Genomic DNA, 26,264 nt, shown 5'->3' with positions numbered 1-26,264 from the left:
CGGAGTAGGCCATGGTACTCACATCCCAATCATGATGTCTGGGCTATATCTTGTTCGAGTTCCCGCACAGCTTTACTTACTTTGATCGCAAAAAGCCGTTCTATCTGGTCATCACGAAGCTTAATCACATCATCGCCAATCCATAGCGCCAGTACTTTTCGCTTATCAGCGATGCTGTGATCATCCAAGTTCGGAATGTAGGCGTGATTAGAGGCTCTTCCGCGCTTGAGCTCGTAAAAGGTTTTGATCAACGACTTGAGTTTGATCTTCCCTTCCAATGAGGAGCGTTTGGTCAGGTTACGTATCGTGTGATTGACCGCTCGAAGCTGGGCGGTAGAGGTGATCTGGGAAAAGTACGATGCCCAGCCTCGCCGTTTTCCTTCGAAGAAACAGCCCGTGATCCGTAGGTTAACTTTCCATTCGCAGTATGCTCTGGCCCGCTCCATGTCTTTAGGAGAGCGAGCCGTCGCTACCTTGTGTCGATAGGCCGTGAAGATGTTCGCAATGGATGATTCAAATCTGAGGATGCTATCGCGTCGAATGATCACGTGCCCACCTTCCACCTGATACCCCAGGAAACTAAAGGGATCGGTCAGCGGGGCGAACTTGGATTTTGAGTCTGGGCCAAACGGATGTGGGTGTAACCCCAGGCTCTGCAGCCCCGCCATCAGCTCCTTGGCTACCGCCTCAGCCTGGCCGGCAGGCGTTAGGATCAAGATGTCATCGACATAGCGCTTGTACCAGATCCCGGGCCGACCATTAACCATAAGATCGATATCTTGCAGTGCGATCTCCGCCAGCATATTGGAGATAGCTAAGCCCTGGGGCACTCCAATGGTTGAGTTGGGCGTGTCCTTCCTGCCTTTCGACTCAGAGACAGTTGGCGTAGTAATCGCCGTGGTAATGAGATGCTTGAATTCAGGCTTGCGAATCTTTTTCCGGATAGCTGCATCAATCAACGTATGAGGAATTGATGGATAGAAGTTTTTCAGGTCAATCTTGGCGTAATCGGCATAGATTCCTGACGCCAGTGCTACCTTGAGGTCTTCGATGACAACCTGTGGCAGTGATAGCCTCGCTGTTGGATAAACCTCTGCAAGGCACTCACATAAGGCGCGCAACACGATCCGATCACGCGCGGTCGGAATTGAGATCTGCCTGGGCGGGGAGGCTGCGCCCTTCAGAATCAACTTTTCCTTGAATGCGGTGAAGCGATATTTACCCTGATGAACCTTTTGGATAATGAGTTCGAGCTCATCATTCAGTCTGGCATCCAGCTTTGCCGGACGGGTGCGGTCAAGCCCGATAGCGCCAGACTTCTTGATCTTATCAGTGTAAATGCGGAGCAATGGTTTGCGAGCGAAATGCCTCTTGAAACTCCGTGCAGCGCTCATCTGCCCGCCCAAGCGTACATGCCTGCCGCGAGGGGTAGGGCGTACAGGGCTACGGTAACAATCAGGCGAGCACCTATCCAGGTGATGGCATAGCAACTCTCAAACGCAGTAGGTGTTCGGCTGGTCAGCCCGGTGGAAAAAACACGTGCGACGCGGTCATCGATCTCTCTGTGATTCTCTGCGTCGGCGAGCAGTTCATCATACTGCTTCGTCTGTTCAGGTGTGGGTGCAGTACCCGATGAGAGTTCACGATAAAGGGCGTGCAACTGCAGGTAGTTTTTGCGGATTGCCATGGCGCGCACCCGAAAATCCCGGTTTGTCACTGCGAGCGAGACGCCTAGTAACGCAACGGAAAGGACGGTGGCCATTACGTCAGTATCTGGGCCAAGTACATGTTCGTAGCGAATGGCTAGAACGCCTAGAACAGCGCCGAGGATTGCGTACCACACCAGGAGCATCTGGGAGTGAAAATCCAGCCATTCCAAGCGGTTATGGGCTTGAATTCGGGCCTTGTAGGTGAACCAGATAGCATCCTTCACACGCAACACTCCATGGGAATTTGGAGAAGAGGCAAGCGGGTTTGAGTCATCTTAGAACATCCCCAGAGGGATCAGTGGGCGTGAGCCCAACAGCCAGAGCTGTTAATTATCAGAGCCGCCCCCGAATGAACGAGAGGAGGTACCTGCCTCTTCAGTCATGATCTTACATTGCCACCAGTCATTAAGGAAATCCCACAGGCGTCATGAGCCAGCGACGCTCCGCCGGCACCATGGCGTGTACACTTCCTTTTCGAGGTGTAAATCGCACAGGCTTAAACCTCTACAGTAGGTTTACCACCTCTGAGATGCTGGATTGTCGGTCGCGTCGGAGCGGCAACACGAATCTCCGACCATGAGCCGAATTTCGACCGGAACAGTGGTGATCAGTAGAGGATGTCTGGGGAAGGCAGCCGAATTTGGCTGGGCCTGGTTGGCAGAGTGGAACTCCTGCTTTGACGTCCACGCCACACCCTGTGAGCCGCACAGGCTGTGGCGTGACCAGGAGTGCGATATCGACTTTTTCGCAGCGAGCATTAAACTGGGCTTAGAAAAAAGTACCCGTCTCGTCAGCCGAGTCAGGCTGAGCCTTCTTGATGATGTAGTTGCTGACGGCGGCGGAAATGCCGACCAAAAGCTCGGCCTCTTCAAACGACGGTACACGCCCCTCACGCAGATGTCTGCCGTGCTCCGAGGCGTACCCCCAAGCTCTCGACACTGCCTGGTCAAGCGGCTGCGGAATCAATGATGTGTGTTTCTTGAGGATATCGCCTAGGTTCGCTTTCTCATCGCCTGTGATTTTTCTCGCCACACATTCAAGCGACGCAATGGCGTGCTGAATTGCTCCCGTGGGGTCTGGGGCGGGTCGGCGTGATAGGTCGGAAATCGCTTGATGAAGTTCATTTGCAGCTGTCGGATGGCCAAACGCTTCGGCGGTTTGTCGAGCGTGGCTGAGAACAGTCTCGAAGGATTTTGGCCCGCGCATCTCCAGCTGACCGTCGGCCAGTTTCCAACCAATCCCATTTTCTATGAAGTATTCATTGAGCTCGTTCTGGAAGTGCTCGTAGTTCTCGTAGCGATAGTTATGATTACCAAGGTTGTCCAGGACGCGCTCGATGATGTCGTATACTTTGAACCATTTGCATTCGAGAAGCAGGTCTTCCACTTCATTCGCAACATTGGGATATTCAGTCCAGTTGTTACGATCGGGTTGCTTTCTCAAGGCTTGGCACACTATTTCTCGGAGGGCTTTAGGGCCTAACCCGCACTCATAGCAGAGCGGGATTAGATAGGCGCGCAGCTCCTCCGGAGCATCTTCTCGGACGGTGATTTCGGCTTCTTGAATACCGGCGTACCCGTGGCGCTTGGAAAAAGGTTCCCGCATTGCGATTCTCCCTATGCAATCTGCCACTACGATCTTGCCTGAGCGTGAGCATGGGTAGCAATGTGCAAGAGAGATTGCCAGCCACCCAGCGCCGTCAAGGCCTACGGAGCGCTGGATTGCGCACGTCCCACGGTGAGTCGTCCGTTGTCATGTCCGGCCAGTGAGAGTGATGGGTCGCAGCCCTCGATGTAGTAAGAGCGACTCAGCACCTAGAGCGAGGAGGAGTGAGCTTCCCCACCTGCCAAGTCGCCAGCAAAAAGCTTCTGTGTTTGCTACGGTTGTGGAATTGCTCGCGGTTCAACCTAGTTCAGTCTTGCGCAGGCAATGTCCTTCCCCACAAGAATCCGACAGTAGAACGGCTCAAATCTAGCCGCCGCGCAGTTTCGGCCTTACTCAGACCGGCTTCTTTGCACTCAAGCACTTGCCGCAACTTGGCGATGTCTCCCGGTCGCGCGGCAGGCCGTTTCGAAACACCTACTCCGGAAAGATGCGTCTTGATGTCGTCTGCACTGATTCGTGCTTCGAGCGCTTTCAACTCTTCGATTGCCTGGGAGAGGACGGCGTCGACAGTGGTGTCGTCTCGTGTCGAGAGAACCAAGGCAAGGAGGGATACTGGGCTCAAGCCCAGCGCCTCGGATATCTCGAAAAATTTCTCAACCGTCGGGCTGCTTTCGGCGTTCTCGATCCGGCTGAGATAAGTGCGTGATGCTGCGCAAGCCAAGCTCTCTTGAGAGAGGCCCTGATTCTCCCTAAGTGATCGGATGACTGCTGCCAGCGCCGGCTTCAACAAAGCGATGTCCTCGGAAAAACGAGGATGTAGCCACGTTGGCGTGTACAGTTACACATGATATGAGGTATAAAACTGTACGGATTGGGTGTGTGGTGGCCCTGAGTTAGCCAGGACTGCGTAGGTAGCACGCGAATTGAGTGAAGGGCACTGATCGCTCCGATGGCCAGGTCGGAGGACGCTTGGCATGTGAAACGAAGCCGTTCAATTATTGGCTAAATCGCACTTCACCTACTGTCCTGATCTGGCTGTCACTCGGAGAAGGAGCGCAGATCGGTATCTATGGGCCGATTTCTATCAATTGTCAGGAATTAAGTGGATGTCTAATGAGGCGCGGGCGCGAGATTTTCAGTGCTATGAAAACCGCCAGAATCCAGGACACGGCTTGCCTTCAGAAGTCGTCATGGCACAAGGCATCGACTGGCCGGTACATATCGACGCATACCTTTCCAACGCAGCGAAGCTGGGGGAGCGTTACGTAGCGCTCGTATACAGGGACGGGTCGGGGGTGTCGGAAAATGGAATGACGGTTGCCACACCTGCTGTGAAGTGCGTTGACGTCAAAATGGGTTTCAAATTGATGCGTAGCGCCGGCGGAGATCACTACGTGATCACGAGCGAACAAGACACATGATGCCCTCAAGCCCCTGCAGGGCGCGCGAGCTCATGTACTACCTCGATGCATGATCAGTCAGAGGCTTCGGGGCTAACGAGCAGTTCATATCTGGCTAAGTTACACCACATCTATGCCTACTGTAATGCGTGCGCATGTGCTTTGCCGTCATCGGGCACCTGGCAGTTAATACATGCGCGTGTGTAAAAAACTAATGCCTTTAAGGATGAAGTATGGCTGATCTTGAAAAGATTACGGTGACAATCAAGAACTTTGATGTGAAAGCATTAAGCGATCTGGATACACTTTACACAAGGGTGAGGCTGGAAGATCCCCAGGGCAATACTTTTTATTTTGCAGAAGTGGTTGTTCCGAAATATCTCAAGAATCATGGGGCGATGAGTACCGATGTACCCCGAACTTGGTATTTTAAAAAGATCTCAAAAAAATCCATAGTTGTCCTGGCTTTTGAAGGAAGAGGTGGGAAGGTTGAGTATGATTTAGAGGACATCCGGATGATCGCAAGGTCGACCGTGCTGAAGGGTATTGTGTTTTCAATTGCATCAATTCCAGCTGCAATTATTGTGGCCACCGCGACATTCGGGTTAGGGCTCATAATCATCCCTTTCGGTCTTTGGTATGGTTATAGAAACATGTTCAAACTTCCCGGGATGTTAAGCCGCAAACGGATTTTGAACGACTTTGCACAACACGGAATTTTTGTTCGATAGCTAGTCGTGCGGCTGTAATAGCCGCTTGGATAGGCAGAAGGACACGAATGAGGTTGGTGGGATCCGCGCAAGATGGACGCTGGTTGTACGTCTATTAAGTATCAGGGGCTCCCACGCGGATGAGAGCAGGGGCACGACGGTGGCGGTGGGTGCTCAAGCAAAGTGGTGGGTCAGCAGGCACCAGAGCAATCCACCACGCGAAATCGTTCACCAGGCCAGGTCTCACTCGTCATCAAGAGCAAGGCGGTGCTGCTCCAAATGCTCAATTTCGCGCTGCCAGGCGTCTAAGAAATCAATCCAATCCTGCAAGTAAAACCCTTCCGAAACCCTAGCTGCGGGGCCCAGCGCAAGCACGAAACGGGACTTCCAAGGTTCTGGGATTTCACTATCCCGAACGATCCAGCATCCGATGGGATGCGCCTCCCTTGGTAATTCGGCAAGCTGCTCGAAACCGAGCTCGCATTCAATTAGTGGGTGCTCGCGATCTAGCCTTTCGAGGTCGTCCAGTAATTCCAAAATCGCTGGAGCGCTTTGATCTCCTGGCTGCATCTCAGCGAGCTGCCAAATCGCCTCACGTCGTTCCCGTTCTCGCAGCCAAATTTCGTTCATAACGATTCCATGTGAGTCCGTTTAGGAGGACTGGAGCGCGTATTATCCCATGCTCTGGCCAGCGTTAAAAAGCTTGCAGGTTGTATGAATCACCAATTCGGGGAGCCGATGGCTATGGAGAAGCACGTAATTGGGCTAGAGCGTCGTAACCTCGCTGAGCTCGAAGTTGTCGAACGTTTGGCTGCAGCGATTGGGGCTGTGGCGTTTGAGGCTGAGGTGTCGCTGTTACTGCGCTTGCACGCCGTTGATCCAGAGTGCGCGATTCAATCGATCAGTCGCTTTATTCATCCTTCGTTGATTGGGATGAGTGATGTTACTTTTTTAGTCCTGCAGCGGCTTGCTGATGAACTGGTAGAGCGGGAGCCCTTGCTGTTGCGGCGTCCGAGCTTTCGGTGCAGGAATGACCATGAAACAGCTCTTCCCCTTGAACTATGGTTTGCCATAGTCCGGCGCGCGCGCGAGTATTTTGATCCGGCGGAATCAGATGCGGCATTTTGGGTTGCCAGGTTGCGCGAAGGCTCTACGAGCGAGGAAGCGTTCCGTGCCCTTATCGCGTCGAAGCGATCCAAGTAGTCGTTGTGCCTGCGACAGATTGTTCAGGACTGCCGCAGCGCGTTCCTGGATGATTCAGGAAAGGCTGGCCAGTGTCAGCCCAGGCTGTCAGCTTTAGGCCGCGACTGTCTCCTTGCTTCTCAAGTCTTCGACTGGGGATCATGGTCATCAAACTGTCGAACTACATTCTCTCAGATCGGCCAAGGTGATATTGCTGTCTTGGCGCTTTATCCCTTCCAGAGCAAAGATTGTCGAGCCTGCTGGATCAGTCTTGCCTGATAGATCTTCAGACGACCAACCCATGCTCCAACCGCCGGATCAGATCCAAGGCTTCCTGAACATGAATATCGATCGGGCGTTTATTACCGAGGGTTCGCAGCGGTTTTGATAGCCATCTGATTGCCAAGGCCTCGTCGCCGAACAAACTGACTGCTGCATCGAGGAGCTGAGGATCAATCGTACCCGACGAATCACGACTTTGGGGCGTTAAGCTCATAGCGTCTTCGATGGCGGCAGCCAGGGTGTCTAGGGCCTCTCCGAGGCGAGCGTTTTCACGAAAGTCTCCTTGGCTTGGCTGGTGCTCCTTGCAGTGACGCAACAGCGCCTCCGCGTCATTGTTGTTCAAATCCAACTCAATAAGCATTTCAATTCCTCCAGAGGGAAGCATCAGGGGGCCTTAGAGCATTCTAAATGCCCCAATCCTTTGGGCACGGGCCATATCCAAAAATCGGTCGTCAGCTAGCTCTCAGCGCGAGTGTTGCAGCGCTCGCTGACCGACTCGGTGCGAACCTCCTCTGTGTAGTTGATCAGATTGATTCAGATAAAAAAGTCCAGTATGCGTCCGGCAAACTCACCTTCCGAACCCCAGCCCTAAGGGCGATGGTGTCCGCGTATTATTAAGCGGACGTGATCACCCTTATCGCCAGGATTTCCATGCGCCAACGAAGCTCTTACCCGAAGCCTTTCAAAGCACAAGTCGTGCAGGAATTAGTAGTTTCGCTCTTAATGATTCTGCAGATTTGCCATCCTCGTACGTATCAGCACGGGCATCCATAAGTGAGGAGGAAGCGGCAATCTATGGTGTCGGCAGGCCATGACGAGGACTGGCCAATGCCCAAGATTGATGGCTGACAAACTTGCAAATACGTCATCTTTCTTGCATTCAGCCTGAAGCATTTCCATGGCCTGTCTGCCATCAGAAGTGAACGGTATTTCGGTGAGCGCCCAACCATGTGTAGGTGGCCCGATGTAAAGCATGGATTCAGAATCTTGCCCCGGAACCCATGCCTGAAGGTTGCAATGAGCAAGCTCACTCTTCACGAATGACGCCATCATCTGCGTAAATTCCGACATGCCAGACGACGAACCCCAAACGCACAGCAAAGGAAGCAGCGTACTACCTTGGGTGTGCCGTTTCCTGTAATCCTGTGTCTGCTCTTTGGGATGCTCGATCAGCTCCCAGTACGCACTATAAATGGTGGGGTACTTACCGTGATAGCGATAGGTGAAGGCGAAATTGTCCATGAGCAAATCACAATACTCGCGTGTAACCGATTGCCACTCCTCCAACATCGAAAGGAAGACAAGAGCGACACTGATATCAATAGACTGTGCATCTGCGATAGGACTGAGCAGAGAGGGATTGCTACTGATGAGGTCGCTAATCTGTGATGCCAGCGTGCGGGCATCGTCGTGGCCATGACGCTCAACGACATCAGGGGTGTTTACGCCGCCTCCTTCCTTCCAGAGCATCCAAAGGCCGCGCTGAGCCAGACGCCCCAACATTTCGAATAGCTTGAGATTGACGTCTACGGGAGTGCTGGTGCTCACTGCCGTTGAGATAGCGTGCCTGACCCCCACGAACGGAAGCATCTTTTTACTGTAGAGCTCGTCCCAGATGTAGAAATGCAACTCAACCAGCGCCTCGAAGGTAGTGCCAAGACCTTTCGCGCCTTTCTCGTTTTGTCCGATATGAGCCCTAATGGCGTGCCATGCATGCAGAATTGCAAGCTCGCTGGCTCGATAAGGCGCTTCAAGGTTGTCCGCATCCCTGGCCCAGACGAAAAGCACCCATAAACAGATGTAAATACGTCGCAGATTTGAGAGTTTGGTTTCAGCAGGCGCGCTGTCGACCCCAAGCATGCCTTTGATCAAACTTGAGAAATGCTGGAAGGCAATATCAGGCTCATCCAGCATCGCGATAGACTTCTGAAAGCTTCCACGAAGCTCCTTGCTTACGAGCTGCTGTCCTAAAATCCCTTCCATCAGCAGGCCCGCGATGTAGTCTCCGTTCCATTCCTGAAACGAAATGCGCTCCGTCGTTTTCATTGCAGTGAACTGAGCAACGTTGACGCGCAGAGCCTCATGGATTTCTCCACCGAAGCACATGCAGATGACGATCTTCAGCGACTTGAACTGATCCGGGATCGAGGTGTTGCAGTAAACCTCGATGATTTCTTCGATTGATGGCTTGAGGCTCTGTTCACCGGAGTTCCATTCAGCTCGGGTCAGATCGCCCTTCTTGATTGAAAATAAAAACACCTTGGTTTCCCCTTTGTCCTGACCAATAGCCATGACATCGACGCCGTATTGTCGAGGGCCTATCCTTGGCCGGGAGATCACATTGAACCCAAGTTCGCTCAGAAGATCTGGAAGCACGACGTCCAGTTCCTTTCGCTCCCGTAATGATTCGAGATACTGCCTGAATACCAGCTTCACTGAGGACGCTCCTCGTAACGGTACTCTATTAGGCGCTGTCGCAGCCCCTGAGGATCGAGAAACTCCTCCCTAGCCAACCTGTATTGATAAGACACACTGGTCAGAGGATGTTCTGCGCGTGCTAGTTTTCCCAGCGCTTCCGCTGAGGTAGCGTCGAGTTCTCTTTGCTGGTGCCAGGTCACCATACCGTTACCGTAAAGCACGAGGCGCTGTATTCCACCGAGGTCAGCCATGAGTGAATCCTTCCAGGAATCGCGCATTGCCCGAGCAGTAACCTCTGCCTGACGCTCAGATTCCAATTGGGTTTCGCGCTCCGAAGGTTTGAGCTCAGGGAGCATCTTCATGGCCTGCAGTCCATCGAGATACTGCTTCAACTGGCTAACTGCTGCATTTGCAGTCCAGTTCGCTGGATCGGTTGGGTCTGCTGCGATCGCATCAAAATGGCTTTCTGCAAGACTTGGATAGTTTAAAAGCACTGGGTCGAAAATCAGTGCTGCGAGCTCACTGCTACGCTGCCCGGCAGTAGAGCGTGCCAATGACGCCAGGAAGCTTGCCAAGGTACCGGGCTGATAAAAGAAGGTGGCCACCGCCTTACGTGCGACGAATCCCGTTTCCCAATCATCGAGGGCTGCTGGGCTAAAATCAGTGGAGAAGGCATGATCCACGCCCGCTTCAAACAGACTCTCTTTGAGCTCGTGACACAGTCGGGAATCTCCCCTGCGCAACCATGAGATCACCCACTGGTCTAGCACCTCCTGCGGAGCTTTCCTCAATGACTGAACCAACATTTGAAAGTGCCCTAACTGCTGTGGTTCTGTAGGCCTGAGTATCAAGGCCTCCAGGATCGGACGGGCTCTTTCTCCCCCGCAATGTTTCACGCTATTGCCCAATGCAATGTCCAGCAGCCCAATCGTTTCAGGCTTCAAAGGCGCTTTCAGGATGCAGCCATAAAGATGATCAACGATGTGCAGGCCCTGCGTTGGTAAATCGAACGCAAGCGCATAGGCAGCGGTGTACGCGATCTGAGCGGAGACAGGGGCGCAAGACGATTTGATCAGTTGCTCGACTTCTGACTGAGGCTTGTCGCTGCTGGACAGCCACGACAAGCCAGTTTTCAGTATAGCCGAGCGCAAGCCCTCGGCATCAGTCCCCAGCAACGCCTCATTCATGGCGTCGACAACGGCAGGCCAAAGCTCTCCATTCTTGAATGAGCAACCGCAGAGCGCCTGTATTGCCGCTATCCGCTGCGTTTCGTTATCGCCCTCCAGGTACCCTAGCGCACATTGGGTGAACCGGGCTTCGTCAACGGCAAGCCCGCATCGAATAGCAATAGCAAGCACCTGGTATCTGTCTGCATGTCCGGGATTTTGGTAAGTCAGGGCAAGTAGTTCGACAGGCCTGGAAGCTGAGGCACGGCACCACTCAGTCAGAGCAGTGAATGCAGCGTAAGAATTCAGTGTATCGCCGTAAATGGCATCGAACGCTTTCAGGACGTGTAGCGCTGGGACGTTGAGTTTGCCCAGAACCCGCTCAAAAATTTGCACACCATGGATGCCGCGATACCCGGGGTATTTCTGCACGAGAGCCTCATCAAGATGCGCCAGCAAGTCGACCAAGCCATCGTTATGCATCTGCGCCAGCAGCCGAGCGAACGCTTCTTGCTCGCTAAAATCGCAAGGAAAGCGGGCCGAGAAGATGATGTCTGGCAGCGTCTCGGTCTGGCCTAATCTGGCGATTTCATCGATTGTCGGTAAAGCCATCTCGGCACTCCCTGTCGTTGTCAGTCCTAGCGTGTGAATGTGTAAATACTAAACACGAAACCTTATTCTACGATCCTCTACCGCCCTATCAAGGCTACCGCCCTCTGACTGTCTTAACCGTGCTTCTGGACACCCAGCCCTCAATGTCAATTCCCTCGTGCTTGTAGTACACATGCAACCACGTCCGATCATCATAAGCGCCCGGTTAAGTCGCCTTGACGAGGAGCAGGGAGGTAGCTACGAGATCGCAAGCTTGAGCATTGGCCAAGCCTTCAGCCAGCCTTTGGACTTGAAGCGGTCTTGACAGATAGCAGTTTTCTCCGAGGCAAATTTCCCGACTGGCGAACAGCGCTTGGCTTGTCGGTGGATAGCGCAGATGCCAACTAGGGGAGGGGTAAAGGTCAATCATGGAAGCTCCTGATGGAAACTGCCCGGTAGGGAAGAGCCGGGTCTCACTAAAGCTTTATCTCTGCTAGCGGTGTCTTGCAACTCAAGTGGTTGCCGTTGCTCTATGTCGGCATCAGTACTCTGGCACTACGTGTCTACCTGGGCCGGTATGGCTGGGTTCGCGCTCGATCCGACCAAGTCGAAGTTGCAGCATTGGATGTCTGACGTGGGCATATGCGCGCAACCGCTCAGTTGGGCCATTGAGGCTTAGTAGGGTCGATGAACTGTGAAGGCGGGGCTGCACAGCGTTATCGCCTTTCACATCCGCTGGAGCTGAGCTTTACTGGTGATGGCAACTTCGCATCGCGGCGACTTGAAACCGTCAGGGCTATTTCCCGCCAGGGTAAATGACCTGGCGCTGGTTAGCTTCACGTTCGAAACTGGGAGGTAAGGATGACGTCGGCTTTACAGGATTATCACCAGTTCGTGCACTGGATTCATGCCCCCGAGAACGCTGCGTCTGAAGATGCTCGAAGGATCGCCAACATCGTCCTTCAGCACTTTGCTGGGGTCGCGGGAACCAGCCGTCAACGTAATCAGAGATCCAATCTCCTGATCGGGCTGATGCGGGACACACTCGCCACCACTTCGCCGGTGCTGCCTGCGATCCCACCCCTGCCGCCAGGTGGTGATTGGAAATGGCACAAGTTGAAGCGCTTAAGTGTCGGGCCATTCCGGGGATTCAGGTACCCAGAGCCATTTGATCTGCATGAGCGCATCACTCTGTTCTATGGGCCGAATGGCAGTGGCAAGACCAGCTTGTGCGAGGCTCTAGAGTTCGCTTTGCTGGGGACTGTCGACGAATGTGATATGAAGCGCATTGCGGCGGCGCGGTATTTGTCCAACCACCACGAAGGAAGGTACCTCCCGCCCGAGCTCAGAGCGGTCACGGCTCAGGGGCAGGCGATTCCTGTTGTCGCAGATTCAGATGCGTATCGGTTCTGCTTTATCGAGAAGAACAGGATCGATGCCTTCTCTCGCATTGCAGCCAAGCCTGCTGGCGAAAAGACAGAGCTGATCGCCGCGCTGTTCGGCATGGATCAATTCAACGAATTCGTGGGTCACTTCAACGATTCCATGGAAGGGCTTCTGACGCTTCTGGCTTCAAAGCAGGTTGAGCTGACGGCGAAGCGCGGCGCCTTGAGTCAAGACCATCAAACCGTCGCCAATGAAGCCGCCTCGCTCGCGCGGCAGGCGCAGATCGAAAGCGCATACGCCGCGAGCGTCCAACCAGGCATGACCTATACAGATTTGCTCGCTGCCATCGGGAGTGAGACGAACCCTGGCCGGCTGCAGGAGCTGGACGCTCTGCTTAACCAGCCACCGGCGTTCATCTTTGGAATCAGTAGCACTGAGCTCTTACAGGCGTTCCACGCAGCCGATGCCGCGCAAAAGGTTTTGGTGGACGTCACTGCGGAGTTGGCAGCTCGAACTTATGATGTTTCATATCAGGATCTGTACAACGCAGTCCTGGGTCTTCAGCACATTGCAGGCGACCACTGTCCGGCCTGCGATACCCCCCTTGCGGGTGAGCATCGAGTCGTACACAACCCTTATGAAAAAGCGACAGCGGGGTTGGCTGGGCTGAATGTGCTCAAAGAAATTCAGGGGCGGCATTACCAGGCGATCAAGGCACGCAATGCGGCCTCCGAGGCTTTGCGGGTCAAGCTCTCAGCATTTGCTCTTCGTGTGGGAGCCACCATCGAGAGCCCCCATGCGGTCGTGCGCTACCTGGCTAATCCAGGATTTGATCTTCAACGTGATTGGTGGATAGACGGGTATCGTACCGACGGATCGATGCCTCACTTGGCTAATCAGACTGTGACTTGGGCGCAGCAGTTGGAGCAACAGGACACGCAGTCTGCGTTGGCCAACGCAGAGCGCAGCAAGCTGATAACTGAACGCGACCGACTGAATCAGGCCAGGGTTGATGTCGGTGCACACGGGATAGCGCGTCAGCGTTTGGCTCAGGCTGTGCTGGATGCCCAGACGCGCATCGCTGGCTTTGAGCAGGCCAATGCTGCTCTGATCAGTGCAGCCGCAGATGAAGCCAATGCCATCCTTCGTGACCGTCGCATCAACACCGCCTACGACCAATTCCTGGCCCTGCTGCGCAGGTATAAAACCCAGCTTCCAGGCACCTTGATGGCGGGTCTGAATTCTCTGGCTCTTGAGTTGTACAACGAGTTCAATGTTCGCGATCTTGATGCTGACAAGCTGGCTGGGCTGAGCCTGCCGGTGACAGGGGAGGGGCGAATCGGGCTCTGTTTCCGAGGTAAGCCGAATGTTTCAGTCGATGCGCTGCAGATCCTGAGTGAGGGGCATGTGCGGTGCTTGGGGCTGGCTATCTTGCTGGCCAAGGCTCTGAAGATTGGAGCGCCGGTGGTTGTCTTTGATGATGCGATCAACGCGATCGACCACGAGCATCGACAAGGAATCAGGGAGACAATCTTTGAGAGCGAACGCTTTGCGGGCACGCAGTTGCTCGTGACGTGCCACTCCAACGAGTTCATGAAGGATGTCCAGAATCGCGTGCCGAATGAGTCCTGGACTTCATATGTATTCCGGCATCACAACGGAAACTACCAGCCCCGCGTGCTTGGGAATGTCGCTCCGCAAACCTATCTGCTCAACGCCCGCGCCGCGATCGACCGTGGCGATGCACGTACGGCATTGGCCGAGTCCCGGCAAGCGCTCGAAATGTTGACGGACAAACTGTGGAGATGGATGGGCAAATTCGACATGGGCACACTCAGCCTGAAAATTGCGGGCTCTGGCGCTGAGCCAACTCTACGCGGCCTCTGTGAAGCCATGCTTGCTCGCCTCAACAAGGCGCCTGACTTCGTGCACCCAGACAAGCCGGTCGTCCTACAGTCACTCGGTCTTATCTTGGGTCAGCCCGAGCAGTCACTGGTGTGGACATACCTAAACAAAGGCACGCACGAGGAGGCCGACAGGGACGATTTCGATGATGCGCTTGTCGAGCAGATTGTGGGGCAGCTTGAAGCGCTCAACGGTTTGAGGTTGAAGGGACGATGATGCCAAGTGGGTACATGGCCTTGTTTAAGCCGCTTCGGAGATAGGGGATGCTTGCAAATTCCCTGTACCTTGCTCGATAGTCGGGCAGCGCACCTGATGTGTAGACGCCGAACTAGAGAGATAGCAATGTGGAGAAATTAGCAGGGTTTTTCCTGGAGAAAATGTGGCCTGCCGTATGTGCATCCGCATGCGACGCTCGAACGCTCATCCAGTCAAATGTAGCGTTTTTCGAGGAAATGAAAGCGCGTAAAGGGATCTGCTCGCGGGCTTGGCTTTTTGGCATCTTCGTTGCGATCGGGCTGGGTGTGCTGGGCCTGCCGGCCTCTCGGTCAGCTGGCATAACACCTACCATTGAGTTCGTCGGGGTGATGACGCTGGCCAACTGGTTGCTCGTGGCGTGTTACGGTCTATGTTTCGCAATGTCCGCCCGGATACTGGGAAGCCCACGTGAGATGTTGGCGGGCGTGAATACCTTTTTCTACCTTTCCGGGTGGCTGGTGCTACTCAAGATATTTGAGATGCCGGCACTCGGTGCACGGTTCAAGGCTATGGCGCAAAGCTGTACTTCGATCAGCTACGAACAGGCGGTCACTACAGCGATTCTCCACAGCCCGGTGGCGAGGGCCTCGGATATCATGGTGTTGATTGGCTACGCGGCCTTTATTTGCTTGGCTGTCGTGAAGATGCAGCGGCAGGTTCATGACTTCGGAGGGGCGCGCGCCTGGCTGTCTACGGTGGTCGGGATGGCGCTGCTGAGTGCGATGGTCTCGTATGTCCAGGAACCCGTCATCTCTCAATTGATCTGCAGCTACGCCATTCAGTATTGAGAGTGGCACGCTCCTTCAATCTACGGGCCACCTATTACTGATACGTGGCCGGCACAGAGAGTCGTTGTTCGTCGCGGATCTTGTGAGGTGAGGCGGCCTACTGGGCCGCAGGTGCGATTTGTGAGGGATCATAAGATGATATGGGAAAGTGAGGGTTGGAAGGCCCCCCTGCTGAAAATGGCCAAGCGTTTCACGACGCTCAAGGTGTCCAGAGAGCTTTCTGAAGATCAGCTGGCCCAAATCGAGCGAGATATCTTCATCGGGTTCTACTCGGTCAGGAGGCTGATCGAAACACCTACGAAGGTGACGGATGAGACACGAGCCATGTTGCTCATGGTCAGAAAGTTCGCCAACCTCAAGCCTGTGACCTGGCGTAATAACCACAGGCTTGACTCTCTCTATGATCTGAGCAAAAGCAATCAAGAGAAGCGGGACATTGAATTCATTTGCGGCAGGGTCATACACAGCTTCATTTTTGCACCTTGTATTTCGGAAGAGGGCAGCCTGTGCGGTGTCTTCTTCACCTCCGATCTCGATAAAGACAAGTTTCTGCTCTTCATGGACATTGATGAGGTGATCGCGCTGTTTAGGCAAGTCGGCAACGACAACCCCAGCGTAATCGAATCTTCGCGTGATCCGGTAACAGGGGAAGAAACGCTGATCGTCAAGTGAGCTTGAGCTCCCTTTAGCCCGATGTGGGTGACAACGATGAGGTCTTTGCCATGCGTCGTCATCTTGACTAAGTTCTCAAAGAAACCGGTAGCCAAAAGGGCAGGCAGGTGCTTCCGAGGAGACCAGATACCTGCTAAAAGCGCATCGTCAAAATAGAGTCGTGAGCAGCAGAATATCGGCGAAACGGCCTGGCTACTGACCGGAGTGCCAGCGATGGACTCGGTCTTACCAGCCAGCGTAATGCGTGATGAGTTCCCCCCACTTTTTGAGTGCACTCCCATCCTTCCGGAGCAGGCGAAGCGCCTCAGCTGCTGAAATCTTGGTAGGGCAGCCTCCCTTCAGATAAAAGTCGTCAGTGCCTTGGGAATAGAGGTGCAGCAGTGTCAGCACCATCACGCGCTGTACATCGGTCATTTTTTTGTACGCGCTGCGCATCGCCTTCAATGCCTCAGGAAGGGGCTCGTCACGATCGTGGTCGAAGCCGCAGGGGCGCATGGTGTAATGTCTGCCTTGATCGCCGTATGCCCTGCTCTGGGTGAAGCAGGCATCCAACTGGTAGTGCTCGACGATCTCCCAGGCCAATGCTCCGAATTTCTCCCCGCGTTGCTCGGCGCAAGGGTAGATCGGTGCGGGGATGTCGCAGACCATTGCCAAGGCAGCGTCTTCAACTCCATCTAAACACGGCACCTTTTCAACCAGGTCGATCAGCGTGTATCCGGGGAACCGACCGGCTGCGAAGGTTGGATCAATGGCGGTGTAGGCCGCGAGGGCGACGGGTTGATGGGAGTGATGCACATACCCTTGGCTGGCGGTGCGAATGTCTGTGAACGCCCAGATCCCCGAGGCAACTTCGTGGACACCCAGTTCGTGAAGCAAGGCCGTCGCTTTTGCCGATTGGTCACTGTGATAGATCATCCTGGCCATCCTCGTGTTATGTGTACGAGACGCTGATCGCTGAACGAAATGCCGGCCAGCCGAACCTTCCTAACAGGCACGATAGAGCATTCGTTGTGGTAAGAAAATACTCACCAAAATGGTGAGCGTTTCTGCTACTTCCGGGAGGGAAAATCGTAACCCATGTCTCGGCTGGAAGGGGCCTTCCCCTCGTAGGGAAACGGGCAACAGGCGTGCACTTCGTTCAGATGAAGGACACCAGATTCACCACGGGCAGCGAATTCGAGTAGGGGGGGCTGCCATTGGGAATCGGGAACTGCGTGCCGAAGGCGTCGAAGAGTATGGGTTGAACAACATCGTGCTGGTGGGCGTTTATCACTGCTAGGTCTTGGCTGCCCCAGTGGTCGGCCAGGATACAACGGATCAACGCGCCAAATGGGCTGACCTGTCTCTGATTCTGGTGTTGCTGTGCGAGCAACAGGCCGGCGCATGCTCAGTGGCCTGTGCGGGATCGATTACTAAGCGGGTGGCGGGTTGTAAAGCCAGCTTTGTGGGTGATGTCGCGTGATGCAAAGCTGGAGTGCTCTTGCTCACTCTCAGCCAACGTAACCAGGCCACAAGGCGACCTTTTTGCAGTTGCCCAGCCCATGGTAAGTGAAAAGCTGATGGAAGTGCTCATGGCGGGACTCGGCAGGTAGGGAAGGGGCACGACCTGAAATGGAGGCGTCTAATAAAGCCTGTAAACCTATTTTTTTACTAGTTACTCTCCATGGTTTACAGGTCAAAAAAAAGGTTTACAAGCCCATGTCGTCGGATTTGCGACGGACTGAACTAAATTCCCGCTGAGCCCAGACCATTAGGGGGACGAAAGGATGGGGGATGTGAATCCCTCTATCCTTGCAAAGTTCTCATCTAAATGGTGACGTAGCGCTGTGTGACGGATCTTCGATCTGGGTGGAGTGATGACCGCCCTGCGAGCGACTGATTCATCTCCCAGCAAGATGACCTGATGCTGCGCACGGGTGGCGGCTGTGTAAAGCAGGCTTCGATCCAGCAATCTGTTTGGAATGACGGGCACCACCACAATGGGCCACTGCGAGCCCTGTGCCTTATGGATTGTCAGCGCATAGGCCAGTTCTAGATGTGCGATCAACTCCTCCGTCACTGGTCGTTTTTCACCGTCATCCCAGTCAATCCAAGCCATCGCATAGCCGCATACTTGTCCGTCCTCATCCAGCAGCGGGAACGGCTCATCTTCAATAGCACTGACCCGGCCCAGGGAGCCGTTCAAGACCCCGCGATCCCAGAAGTTTTTCGTACAGACCACAGGATCACCAAGCCGCAAACCTGTATCGACGTAGCCCGCTTCTGCTGCATTCCATATGAAGAGATGAGCCGCGTTGTACCTGGTGGCCGCCTGGCACATCAGGTTGAGCGATCTCACCCCCAGAACCCCATTTCGAAGCGAACAGAGGATCTGTGTGGACTCCGGGGCCCGCCGATAGAGTTCAACGATCCTGTCCGCGACTTGCTGTGCAGCCTGATCGTCGTTGGCGAGAAACGCTACGGAACTCGCGTCGTTGTGGCTTACCTCAGGCCACACACCTCTGCGAATCGCTTGGGCAAATGTGGCGATCTCGTTCCCGTGACGCATGATTTTCGTCAAGCATGCATGGGGGATTCTCGGATCATCAATCATCTCGTGGAATACTAGGCCAGGCCCCACTGGCATGAGTTGGCCGGCATCGCCTACCAAAATGAGTCGAGCATTCTGCGGCAGAGCTTGGCACAGTCGGTACATGGTAATGACGTCCAGCATGCTCGCTTCGTCGATGACGACAACGATGGGGACGTCGCCTGCCTGTTTCATGTCTTTGGAATAAAGAAGGCTTGCCAGAGTGCGAGCAGAGCGAAGAGTAGCCTCCTTCATGCGCTGAGCGGCGCGGCCCGCAATAGATGCCTGGATTACTTCAAGCCCCGCGTTGTCGTAGTGGCAGTAGAGGGCTTTGAGCAACGTCGTTTTCCCCACACCCGCCCCGCCGCTGATCAGTGCAAACCGATGGTTGAGGACGAGCCGAATCGCGTCCACTTGTTCATCGGTCAGCTCAACGCCTGGATATGCGAGGGCCATGTTTGAACCAGGGGCTACTTCGTACGCTCCGGGTGCGCCTGCTGGATAGATGGGAGGCAATAGGTCAGGCGGTAATGGTATTAGGCGCTGCGTCATCGTGCGGGCAATGGTGGACTCCATGACCCACGCGCCCATTTGCTGAAATCTCACTGAAGGATCGATACGCACGACTGTGCCCATAGTCTGTGCTTGGATAAGGGCCGTGGTCGCGAGCGAGGTGGGAGAGCCGCTCACGTTCTTCAAAAGCGATCGCAATCGCTGCATGACCAGGTGCTCGGTAGGCGCTGTATGGCCTTCATCAAATAGTCTGTAAAGCACCTCCTCGGTCGCACCGGCTAATCGGCGATGGTCATAAGCAGGGATGCGGTAGTGGTTCATGGCCAAGGAGTCGACGCTTCGCCAAGATCCACAGAAGGACAGTAGCCGGTAGGGGTCTTCGGTCAGAGCTTCTTCGAGCTTGCCCTCGAAATGGTCAATCGCATGCTCTGATGTCATACGTGGAATCCCGTATGAATGAAGGAGCTGGATTAAAGTGCAGTCACCATAGGCCTTCCATGCACTGACCATTGCGTTCGCAGTGACCTTGCTGATGCCTTGCACCGAAACCAACAGATCAACACGGCCCTGCTCCAGAAGCTCATAGAGCTGCTCCCCGTAGGTTTCCCACAAACTTGTGGCTTTGGAAATTCCGATCCCCGCGAAGCGTTCTCCGTGTGCCAGTAACGTGATGATATGGCGTCCACAGGGTAGGACGAGTCGGATGTCGGCAGCGTCAATTTGGCGCTCATGGATCCGCAGGCCATTGTACTCACGAATGAATATGCTGAGCGTTCCAGAGACGTCCCACCACTGGCCAATCTCTACCGGGGTGGTGAGATGCAGTCGGTTTGGAACGCACACCACAAAGTGCTCGTTGCCCTCGGAGCGCCCGTCTTCGCCAATGGCTGCACCATAAAAAATGCACCCCCCGTGGCCGATCGGGTTGATGCTGCGAATAGAGAGCACCCGGATGCGTTTTTGGATGGTCAGCTCGTCGTTCATCGAGGCAGCCGCCCGCTCGTGGCCAAGGCCTCTTGAATCGCGGACAGCCTGGACAGCTGGCGGCGCAATTCTTGAATTTCGGCGCGTTGGCTGGCGTTTTCAGATTGAAGATGGCGCACCAGAGATTCGAGTTTACGGGGCGTGGACTGCTGGCTTGTCGGAACTCCGTCGGCCTGGCTGTTGAGCGGCTCCAGTTGGGGTGGGGCAGCACGATGTTCTACCCCCTCATCCTGACGACCTTCGCGCTCGGATCGGATATCGGGCAGACCCTCGTCCAGGGGAAGTACGCCCTCGGCGCGTAGCCGGGTTTCCAGTTCATGGAGAAGCTTATGAATTCTTGGATTCTGAGCCAGGACGGATTTCGAGAAACCACACTGAAGGGCAATTTCTTTCCTATTCAGCAACCCTCGATAAACGATCGCCAGGAACTCTTCCCGAGTTTTTGCAGCTGACCAGGCTTGGAAGGTCTCAAGGTTGGCTTGGGAGGTAGCCATGCGTCACCTCTGTCCTAGAAGTAGGGAACTGCCAATTCGGTGTGGTAATTGCCGGTAAGCGCTGAAAACGCATATGGGCACATGCTGAATTTCATGGCGATGGCAGGGCGGCGAGATCCACACCCGCTTCGCCTGCAGGACTACCGTCGACGAGCTTTCTGAGAGCCTCGACATGTTTTTTTTCTAGCAATATGTTGCCGGTTAGCGATTGACGCAGGCGGTCTTTGTAGAGCTGAAGACCGCACTCACCCAGTCGGGTCTCTGTTAGCAAAAGTTGGATTGCTTCGATCGCGACGCTATTCAGTTTGGCGGTAGATTGCTCATTTCGAAGAAGCGGCTGCCCGCCGAAACCCAGCCGGATCAAATCGTCTATCGGAACACCAGGTAGTGTCCTCAAGCCGGCTTCGATTCTGGAGCGGGCCGCTTTTGCTTGGTCACGCTCTTCTTGAAGCAACTGCACGTAGGCTCGCAAGGTTTGGTCAGCGATCAAAGGGTGAGACTTCTTAGCCCTGCGATCAAGGTTGACCGTCTGCTTCGACTCTCGCAGCTTGAGGTATTTGCTCAAGGCTTGAGAGTTTCTTATGGATTGCGCTTTGGGGCCTCCCCAGTCCCGTTCCACACAATACCGCTCCACAGCCGATGGCGTGATGCGAAGCCCTTGCTCTTCAAGGAAGTCGCATGCTTTGTTGATTCGCTCAAGCGACTCACGTTGCCGAGGGTTCGATGAAGCGCTCAGCAGCTCCTGGTACGCCTGCTGTAGTGGGTCTGGACTAACCATTCAAGCCACCCACAAAAACATCGTCGTTTGGCAGGTCATTGGATTTCTTCCCTAGGAGGGTCGCCAGGCGTGAGACACTGCCCTTGGTCAGCATCTGGTTCGACGTCACTTGTTGCTCAAGAACCGAAATAGCTTCGGACAAACTGGGGAACGTCGTCAGGGGAATGGCTCCGTCCAAAACGCTTTGCAGCTCCTGTGATTTGACTTGCTGAAGCAGAAGCGCCGACAGCAGATTCGCCGCCTCATGAGCCTGTTCTTTATTCAGCGAAAGCAGGAAGGGTGTGATGCCGTTCGCTACCATCATCCGCGACAGAATGTCATTTTTTTCAAGCTCAGCTTCGCGGTTCTCAAAGCTCGTGTTGAAAGAGCTGAGCTGGGTGATTTGATCCAGCAAAGCAAATTCATGGGCCTGCTCCAGGGTGATTTTCAGTTCAAGGTTGGAGCTCGGGGTCAACATCGGCACACGAATATCAGAATCGGTTGCGATGATGTTGGCTTTGGCCGCCAGGTAATCATCCATAAGGCGGATTGACTCCTCCGCATATTTGTACCGTGCGACCCATTCGTTGATGTCAATTTCGAGCTCACGATTCAGCAGCTCGATTCGATGTGCAATGGTTCGAGCTTCCAGCTTGTTGCCTGACTCTTCGGCATCAATTTTCGTGTTGTTGAGAATCGCTACCTCTTGGCCTTTCTTTCGAATGGTGTAGGCAAGGTTGTTCACTGCAGTGATTTGGCCCAAAAGGTGCGCTGGGCCGGTGAGCCAAAACCGGCAGAGGCCGCAGCGACGCCCACCTGGGACTGGGCCGTATTTACCCTGCGCTGCCACCTCCAGCGCCCCACCATTGCTACAGCTCGTGCCTGGGCAGATACCATCGTAGAGAACTGTCACAATGCCGTCGCACACAGCCAACGCATCATGGCCTGCTCCCGCACCAGGGCCTTCTTGACCCAGCAGAAACGGCGCCATTTGACTGAGGGACTCGATGAACATTTCGGATCCTACGAAGTCCTGATCATCCATCATCCTCTGGTGCGCTGATGCTATAAACTGGCGTAACTTTTCGGGTGAGTATTTCAAGTAATGCAGGGTCATGATGAGGACTTGATGGCCAGCCACGAACTGCTGAACCACCTCGATAGGTACCCCCGCCTCGATGAGATTGGTAATGCCACTGACCCTGAGTGAGTGGAGGTCAATCAGCCATTTCGGCTTGCCCTCGCTGTCGTACGTCACAAGCTTGATCTTTTGGCCGTACTTGGCCTCTACACGCCGTTGGCCTTCTTCAAGCGCCTTGATGTAAAAGGAGCACAGGCGCGCATATTTAATTGGCGCGTCGGACTGCCGGGTGAATGAGTCGCGAAACAACGGAACAACCGTTGGGCCCTTGATGTCAGGCGGTAGCTCGTGAGCTTTGACGTCTTGCTGGAATGCCACGTAAGACAATGGCGCTTTCATCGGAGGGAGATATCTTCTCTGCCAGGTCGTATGCGCACTCAACAATTCCAACAGCTTTGGTGATACGTAGGGAATGCTGTAGCCGATTTTAGGACTGTCATATGCCGCCGTTTTATTGGTGTTCACCCAAAGGCTCAGCCACGTATCTGCCCGCAAGGCATCATGCTGCAACCTCAGCATGCCTTCTCTTCGACCTTTGATTGCATCAGCAGACGGGTTAGGAATCATTGTCCCTGTCACCGGATCATAGATGAATTCATCCAGGTCTCCGCTGTCCAGCCATCGAGCTTGGTGGCTTCGAATCGGCATGTCCAGAAGGGTGTACAGACAAACGGCACGAGAAGGATCAAAGACTCTAACCGCTTGGCCGGTATGATTATCTCTTAGAAGCGCCATGGGACGGTTCAGTGACTTCGGGAAAGCGAAATCATCATCAATGAGTCCTCCCTTGATTTCATTCAGGACATAGGCTGGGAGGGCGTTCCGGTAGGTTACTCCCGCTGACTCGACGGATTTTTTACTGTCTGATTCCAGAAAAGGCTCTGGAAACCGACTTTCCATGTGCATATCACTGGCAGTTAGATAATCTCTTAGCCAGTTGAAGAATTTTCGATAAGTGGATAAGTGAGAGTTGAAGTTTTTGGCATTCATACCACCATATTTGCTGATGAAGGTGTTGTGATTGACGAGCTTGGCATCATAGATATGCAGGCGGCGCTCCAGTAGCCATGGGGCAGTGGGAGGAGTTTCTAGCGTGCCAATATAGTCAGCCAGTTTGTTGAGTTTATTAACTGTGGAGCTAAGTCGCATCGTTTTTAAAGACTGTACATACAGTTTGAACATCTCTCCCCAAAGTTGCAGGGCCGGATGGGTAATCGCAATCCAGCTAAAGTCAGCTCTTAACCTTAACTCTTCATTCGCCGGTTTTGGGAGAGGATTAGCAACTTCTATGGCGACCTGGTTATCTGGGTTGTCAATGTTATAAGAGGTCAGCAGCCAGTTTGTATGCCTCCGGACTTCCGAGGCTATCCTGAAAGCTGCGTCAGGATTCTTTTTCTTGCGAAACTCAAGTGTTTGCTCCTCAAATGTTTTGATGGCGCCCGCTGATAAGTCAAGAACGCTTCCGGTATTCGTGCAGGAAAAGAACGAGCACACAAAACTCCAGGTGGCGTCCGTTGCTCGGTTTGCGTTCATAGCATGCAGGGCTGCTATGATTGAATACTTCGGGCCACAATATATAGGGTTTGTCAACGTCGACCACTGCATGTGAAAAATGATTGCAATGTTGAATGTGAGCAGAAGCCAATTCTTTGACCACAAATAGGTCATCAGCTCGGCATAACGTTGGCTAGCCAGCACGGGTTTGTCGGGTTGCTCAATAAAATCATTTAGGATACTGATAAAGTTATCGGTGGTCGAACAGGTTTCAAGAATGGTTAGAAAATCTTCAACCAAAACCTCCCTAGGGTTACGGAGAATTTCCCATATTTCGCTACGAGTCGTTGGCCTTTGCCGTTCGAAGATGGCGATTTGCTCTTCAATGGGCAACGCCCTGAGATTCAATAGTTTCGTGCTGGTTTTCTCTGCGGAGCAAACTGCTCGTTCCAAGAACGCATTTCTCAGCATCCTGGATTTATAGCCTCCATTTCGCTCTTTTCCTTGCAGCCCGACGATGTATTCCCCGTGTTTCGATTTTAATATGAGTTTATCCCAGTACTCAGAGGCCCTGATTGCCTCGTACTCAAGAATGGCGGTTTTCATTTCCTCTATAGTGACATTTTGAATAAGCACGCAGTTTGATTGCGAAGTGTTATAGCTTATCTTTTTGCCTGACGCATTATCCGTGAAATGAAGTACACTCACAGGGCCAACCTCTCTGCGTCAGCAATCAGAGATGCGAAGAAGGAAGGGAGTTCGGCCCTTAATTTTTCGTGGGCTTTGCGCAGTTCTTCGTGGACTATTCGTTTATCCAGCGTGTAATAGACTTCCGTAGAGGTGGTGCTCGCATGGTGCATCATCCTGCACGTTACCTTTATGTCCAGGCGAAGGTACGATGCACAGAAATAGCCGTAGAAGTGCCTCGCACCATGCGGGTTTACTCCCGGCTGAGAAGGGCGCAAGCCGATCTTTTCAGCAGTCCTGTAAAAGGCTTTGTTGATGTTTGATAGCTTTAACGGCTTACCGAAATCGTCGCTGTCCTTCTGGTTGACGAAATAGTAGGGGTGCTCGTCGATAACATGACGCCTAATTTCTTGCATGTAGACTTTATGGAGCTTGGCAAAGTACCCGCCAATCTCAGGTGTCAGCCAGTAGATTTCTGTCTGAAGCTTCTTGTTGTCGAAGGTTACTCCTTTCCAGCCAGAATGCAGGGGGTCTTTGACACCAAGCCTATTTCTGGGGCCCAAGTTGTAACGTTCGTTGAGAAACTCGGAGCGCGTTCCAGTCCGGTCGCCTCGGAATGGGTCTTGCCAAGTAAAGTGCCCGCCAAAGGGGTGCTGTATGATCACTTTGGAATCGAAATCCCTCAGCGTTATGACATCTGTCGAGAATAAGTGCAAAGGCTCAGAAATTCGCAGTGAGCCGAAAAACATCAGGATGAAAAACAGCTTATCCCGTGTACTTGCCGCAGCCCTAATGAAAGGGAGCACGCATTGCGGCGGGAAATACATCTCATCCCTCAAAACAGTCGAGCCGCCTCTGGTGGCAGGCCTCAGAGAATTTTTCGTGACGATCCCTCGACCGAGGTCGGTTGCGGGGAACAGGTGGCCCAGCTTATCCCATTTAGTACGGTGGACAAGTTCTGCCCGAATTCCTCGCTGCTCGGAAATGCTCAAATTACTAATCAGCGTTTTTTCAATGTAGGTGACCGATACGTTGTTGAGTTCACTGGCCACGAACTCTGAAAAGTCACAGATCCTTTGGACATCATCGAATGCTGTTTTCTTAGAAACGGGTGACCACCCCAATGTGAAATCACCGTGGCGGCGAGCATCCATGAACCGTCCGACAAGTGCTTTGAACTCATCTCGGGAAAACTCTCGTTTTTGTTCTTTGATTTTGTAGAAGTCGTAGAACCTGCCAACGGCTTCAATGGACTTCTGGATGGCTTGAGGTCCTAGTTCTTGGCGAATTTTCTGGTGGCGACTCCAGGCAAGGGCGTAAAGGCTGATCTCTCCATTCTCCAGGAAAAGCATAGGAATGCTGCTGCCTGGAATGAGGCTTTCCATCGGTACGTCGCATATGGAGTGCAGCGTTCGACGAATCATGGCCCTGACCTACAGGTATAACAGTTGGAGGTTCATAACGTTTAGTGCAGAAACTTGGGGAGCACAAGAAGGAGCGAGTGCCGCTTGTCTAAATCGTTTTGGAGTGATTTTGGGGTGGGGAGGAAAATTTAG

Annotated in this window: 20 protein-coding genes; 6 read left to right on the top strand and 14 right to left on the bottom strand. The window is 53.6% G+C overall.

The genetic code is table 11. The features are described from left to right. Nucleotides 1–29: 29 nt before the first annotated feature. The 4 genes from ACIOAU_RS17020 to ACIOAU_RS17005 all read right to left on the bottom strand — a co-directional run bounded on the left by ACIOAU_RS17020 (nucleotide 30) and on the right by ACIOAU_RS17005 (nucleotide 4,101). A complete protein-coding gene (locus ACIOAU_RS17020; protein WP_401183489.1) occupies nucleotides 30–1,394 on the bottom strand; it encodes a reverse transcriptase domain-containing protein in 1,365 nt (454 codons plus the stop codon). Further along, nucleotides 1,391–1,933, bottom strand: a complete 543-nt coding sequence (locus ACIOAU_RS17015) for an SLATT domain-containing protein (protein ID WP_401183486.1) — start codon at nucleotides 1,931–1,933, stop codon at nucleotides 1,391–1,393. Before ACIOAU_RS17015 ends, ACIOAU_RS17020 begins: the two co-directional genes overlap by 4 nt. 544 nt (nucleotides 1,934–2,477) lie before the next feature. Beyond that, complete coding sequence (locus ACIOAU_RS17010; RefSeq protein ID WP_401183483.1) at nucleotides 2,478–3,314, bottom strand: AbiJ-NTD4 domain-containing protein; 837 nt, start codon at nucleotides 3,312–3,314, stop codon at nucleotides 2,478–2,480. A 307-nt stretch (nucleotides 3,315–3,621) separates the two neighbouring features. After that, on the bottom strand, nucleotides 3,622–4,101 hold the full coding sequence (locus tag ACIOAU_RS17005) for a helix-turn-helix domain-containing protein (protein ID WP_401183480.1): 480 nt from the start codon (nucleotides 4,099–4,101) through the stop codon (nucleotides 3,622–3,624). A gap of 319 nt (nucleotides 4,102–4,420) precedes the next feature. Here ACIOAU_RS17005 and ACIOAU_RS17000 point away from each other — a divergent pair, with 319 nt between their 5' ends. Together ACIOAU_RS17000 and ACIOAU_RS16995 are read left to right on the top strand one after the other, a co-directional pair. Further along, nucleotides 4,421–4,735, top strand: coding sequence for a hypothetical protein (locus tag ACIOAU_RS17000; RefSeq protein ID WP_401183477.1), 315 nt, complete (start codon nucleotides 4,421–4,423; stop codon nucleotides 4,733–4,735). Between the two features lie 212 nt (nucleotides 4,736–4,947). Further along, nucleotides 4,948–5,445 carry a hypothetical protein gene (locus ACIOAU_RS16995; RefSeq protein ID WP_401183475.1) on the top strand — a complete coding sequence of 166 codons (498 nt, stop codon included), beginning with the start codon at nucleotides 4,948–4,950 and terminating at the stop codon, nucleotides 5,443–5,445. A 222-nt stretch (nucleotides 5,446–5,667) separates the two neighbouring features. Here ACIOAU_RS16995 and ACIOAU_RS16990 read toward each other — a convergent pair whose 3' ends face one another. Continuing rightward, nucleotides 5,668–6,054 (bottom strand): hypothetical protein, encoded by a 387-nt coding sequence (locus ACIOAU_RS16990; protein ID WP_401183472.1) that lies wholly within the window; start codon nucleotides 6,052–6,054, stop codon nucleotides 5,668–5,670. Between the two features lie 114 nt (nucleotides 6,055–6,168). Between ACIOAU_RS16990 and ACIOAU_RS16985 the strand changes: the two genes are divergently transcribed. After that, a complete protein-coding gene (locus ACIOAU_RS16985; RefSeq protein WP_401183469.1) occupies nucleotides 6,169–6,627 on the top strand; it encodes a hypothetical protein in 459 nt (152 codons plus the stop codon). 265 nt (nucleotides 6,628–6,892) lie between these two features. Here the strand turns inward: ACIOAU_RS16985 and ACIOAU_RS16980 are convergent, their stop codons facing one another. The 3 genes from ACIOAU_RS16980 to ACIOAU_RS16970 all read right to left on the bottom strand — a co-directional run bounded on the left by ACIOAU_RS16980 (nucleotide 6,893) and on the right by ACIOAU_RS16970 (nucleotide 11,084). Continuing rightward, a complete protein-coding gene (locus tag ACIOAU_RS16980; RefSeq protein WP_401183466.1) occupies nucleotides 6,893–7,249 on the bottom strand; it encodes an antitoxin Xre/MbcA/ParS toxin-binding domain-containing protein in 357 nt (118 codons plus the stop codon). 359 nt (nucleotides 7,250–7,608) lie between these two features. Continuing rightward, on the bottom strand, nucleotides 7,609–9,324 hold the full coding sequence (locus ACIOAU_RS16975; protein ID WP_401183463.1) for a chemotaxis protein: 1,716 nt from the start codon (nucleotides 9,322–9,324) through the stop codon (nucleotides 7,609–7,611). Continuing rightward, on the bottom strand, nucleotides 9,321–11,084 hold the full coding sequence (locus tag ACIOAU_RS16970) for a hypothetical protein (RefSeq protein ID WP_401183460.1): 1,764 nt from the start codon (nucleotides 11,082–11,084) through the stop codon (nucleotides 9,321–9,323). Before ACIOAU_RS16970 ends, ACIOAU_RS16975 begins: the two co-directional genes overlap by 4 nt. A gap of 840 nt (nucleotides 11,085–11,924) precedes the next feature. Here ACIOAU_RS16970 and ACIOAU_RS16965 point away from each other — a divergent pair. The 3 genes from ACIOAU_RS16965 to ACIOAU_RS16955 all read left to right on the top strand — a co-directional run bounded on the left by ACIOAU_RS16965 (nucleotide 11,925) and on the right by ACIOAU_RS16955 (nucleotide 16,069). Continuing rightward, complete coding sequence (locus ACIOAU_RS16965; protein ID WP_401183457.1) at nucleotides 11,925–14,570, top strand: AAA family ATPase; 2,646 nt, start codon at nucleotides 11,925–11,927, stop codon at nucleotides 14,568–14,570. A 128-nt stretch (nucleotides 14,571–14,698) separates the two neighbouring features. Further along, nucleotides 14,699–15,397, top strand: a complete 699-nt coding sequence (locus tag ACIOAU_RS16960) for a hypothetical protein (RefSeq protein ID WP_401183454.1) — start codon at nucleotides 14,699–14,701, stop codon at nucleotides 15,395–15,397. Between the two features lie 135 nt (nucleotides 15,398–15,532). Beyond that, a complete protein-coding gene (locus ACIOAU_RS16955) occupies nucleotides 15,533–16,069 on the top strand; it encodes a hypothetical protein (RefSeq protein WP_401183451.1) in 537 nt (178 codons plus the stop codon). Nucleotides 16,070–16,294: 225 nt separating this feature from the next. Here the strand turns inward: ACIOAU_RS16955 and ACIOAU_RS16950 are convergent, their stop codons facing one another. The 6 genes from ACIOAU_RS16950 to ACIOAU_RS16925 form a co-directional block, all read right to left on the bottom strand. Then, entirely contained in the window at nucleotides 16,295–16,984 is a 690-nt protein-coding gene (locus tag ACIOAU_RS16950) for a hypothetical protein (RefSeq protein ID WP_401183448.1), read from the bottom strand. Nucleotides 16,985–17,819: 835 nt separating this feature from the next. Continuing rightward, nucleotides 17,820–20,135 (bottom strand): AAA family ATPase, encoded by a 2,316-nt coding sequence (locus tag ACIOAU_RS16945; RefSeq protein ID WP_401183446.1) that lies wholly within the window; start codon nucleotides 20,133–20,135, stop codon nucleotides 17,820–17,822. Beyond that, nucleotides 20,132–20,629, bottom strand: a complete 498-nt coding sequence (locus ACIOAU_RS16940; RefSeq protein ID WP_401183443.1) for a VPA1267 family protein — start codon at nucleotides 20,627–20,629, stop codon at nucleotides 20,132–20,134. The genes ACIOAU_RS16945 and ACIOAU_RS16940 overlap by 4 nt, the downstream gene beginning before the upstream one ends. A 91-nt stretch (nucleotides 20,630–20,720) precedes the next feature. Continuing rightward, nucleotides 20,721–21,407, bottom strand: coding sequence for a gamma-mobile-trio protein GmtX (gene gmtX / locus ACIOAU_RS16935; protein ID WP_401183440.1), 687 nt, complete (start codon nucleotides 21,405–21,407; stop codon nucleotides 20,721–20,723). Continuing rightward, nucleotides 21,400–24,729, bottom strand: a complete 3,330-nt coding sequence (locus ACIOAU_RS16930) for a VPA1269 family protein (protein ID WP_401183438.1) — start codon at nucleotides 24,727–24,729, stop codon at nucleotides 21,400–21,402. The genes gmtX and ACIOAU_RS16930 overlap by 8 nt, the downstream gene beginning before the upstream one ends. Beyond that, nucleotides 24,726–26,132 carry a hypothetical protein gene (locus tag ACIOAU_RS16925; RefSeq protein ID WP_401183435.1) on the bottom strand — a complete coding sequence of 469 codons (1,407 nt, stop codon included), beginning with the start codon at nucleotides 26,130–26,132 and terminating at the stop codon, nucleotides 24,726–24,728. The genes ACIOAU_RS16930 and ACIOAU_RS16925 overlap by 4 nt, the downstream gene beginning before the upstream one ends. Nucleotides 26,133–26,264 lie beyond the last annotated feature (132 nt).

Origin of the sequence: Pseudomonas sp. NPDC088322 (assembly GCF_044740745.1) — a bacterium.
GTDB lineage: Bacteria > Pseudomonadota > Gammaproteobacteria > Pseudomonadales > Pseudomonadaceae > Aquipseudomonas > Aquipseudomonas shirazensis.
Note: the sequence above shows the minus strand (reverse complement) of the source record. Positions and strands in the feature narration are given on the sequence as shown.

Coding starts and splice junctions, on each gene's coding strand:
- ACIOAU_RS16950 (WP_401183448.1), bottom strand. CDS start 16,984: ATGATCTATCACAGTGACCAATCGGCAAAAGCGACGGCCTTGCTTCAC.
- ACIOAU_RS16925 (WP_401183435.1), bottom strand. CDS start 26,132: ATGATTCGTCGAACGCTGCACTCCATATGCGACGTACCGATGGAAAGC.
- ACIOAU_RS16990 (WP_401183472.1), bottom strand. CDS start 6,054: ATGAACGAAATTTGGCTGCGAGAACGGGAACGACGTGAGGCGATTTGG.
- ACIOAU_RS16955 (WP_401183451.1), top strand. CDS start 15,533: ATGATATGGGAAAGTGAGGGTTGGAAGGCCCCCCTGCTGAAAATGGCC.
- ACIOAU_RS16945 (WP_401183446.1), bottom strand. CDS start 20,135: ATGAACGACGAGCTGACCATCCAAAAACGCATCCGGGTGCTCTCTATT.
- ACIOAU_RS16940 (WP_401183443.1), bottom strand. CDS start 20,629: ATGGCTACCTCCCAAGCCAACCTTGAGACCTTCCAAGCCTGGTCAGCT.
- ACIOAU_RS16980 (WP_401183466.1), bottom strand. CDS start 7,249: ATGCTTATTGAGTTGGATTTGAACAACAATGACGCGGAGGCGCTGTTG.
- ACIOAU_RS16985 (WP_401183469.1), top strand. CDS start 6,169: ATGGAGAAGCACGTAATTGGGCTAGAGCGTCGTAACCTCGCTGAGCTC.
- ACIOAU_RS16965 (WP_401183457.1), top strand. CDS start 11,925: ATGACGTCGGCTTTACAGGATTATCACCAGTTCGTGCACTGGATTCAT.
- ACIOAU_RS17010 (WP_401183483.1), bottom strand. CDS start 3,314: ATGCGGGAACCTTTTTCCAAGCGCCACGGGTACGCCGGTATTCAAGAA.
- ACIOAU_RS17020 (WP_401183489.1), bottom strand. CDS start 1,394: ATGAGCGCTGCACGGAGTTTCAAGAGGCATTTCGCTCGCAAACCATTG.
- ACIOAU_RS16995 (WP_401183475.1), top strand. CDS start 4,948: ATGGCTGATCTTGAAAAGATTACGGTGACAATCAAGAACTTTGATGTG.
- ACIOAU_RS16970 (WP_401183460.1), bottom strand. CDS start 11,084: ATGGCTTTACCGACAATCGATGAAATCGCCAGATTAGGCCAGACCGAG.
- ACIOAU_RS17000 (WP_401183477.1), top strand. CDS start 4,421: ATGTCTAATGAGGCGCGGGCGCGAGATTTTCAGTGCTATGAAAACCGC.
- gmtX (WP_401183440.1), bottom strand. CDS start 21,407: ATGGTTAGTCCAGACCCACTACAGCAGGCGTACCAGGAGCTGCTGAGC.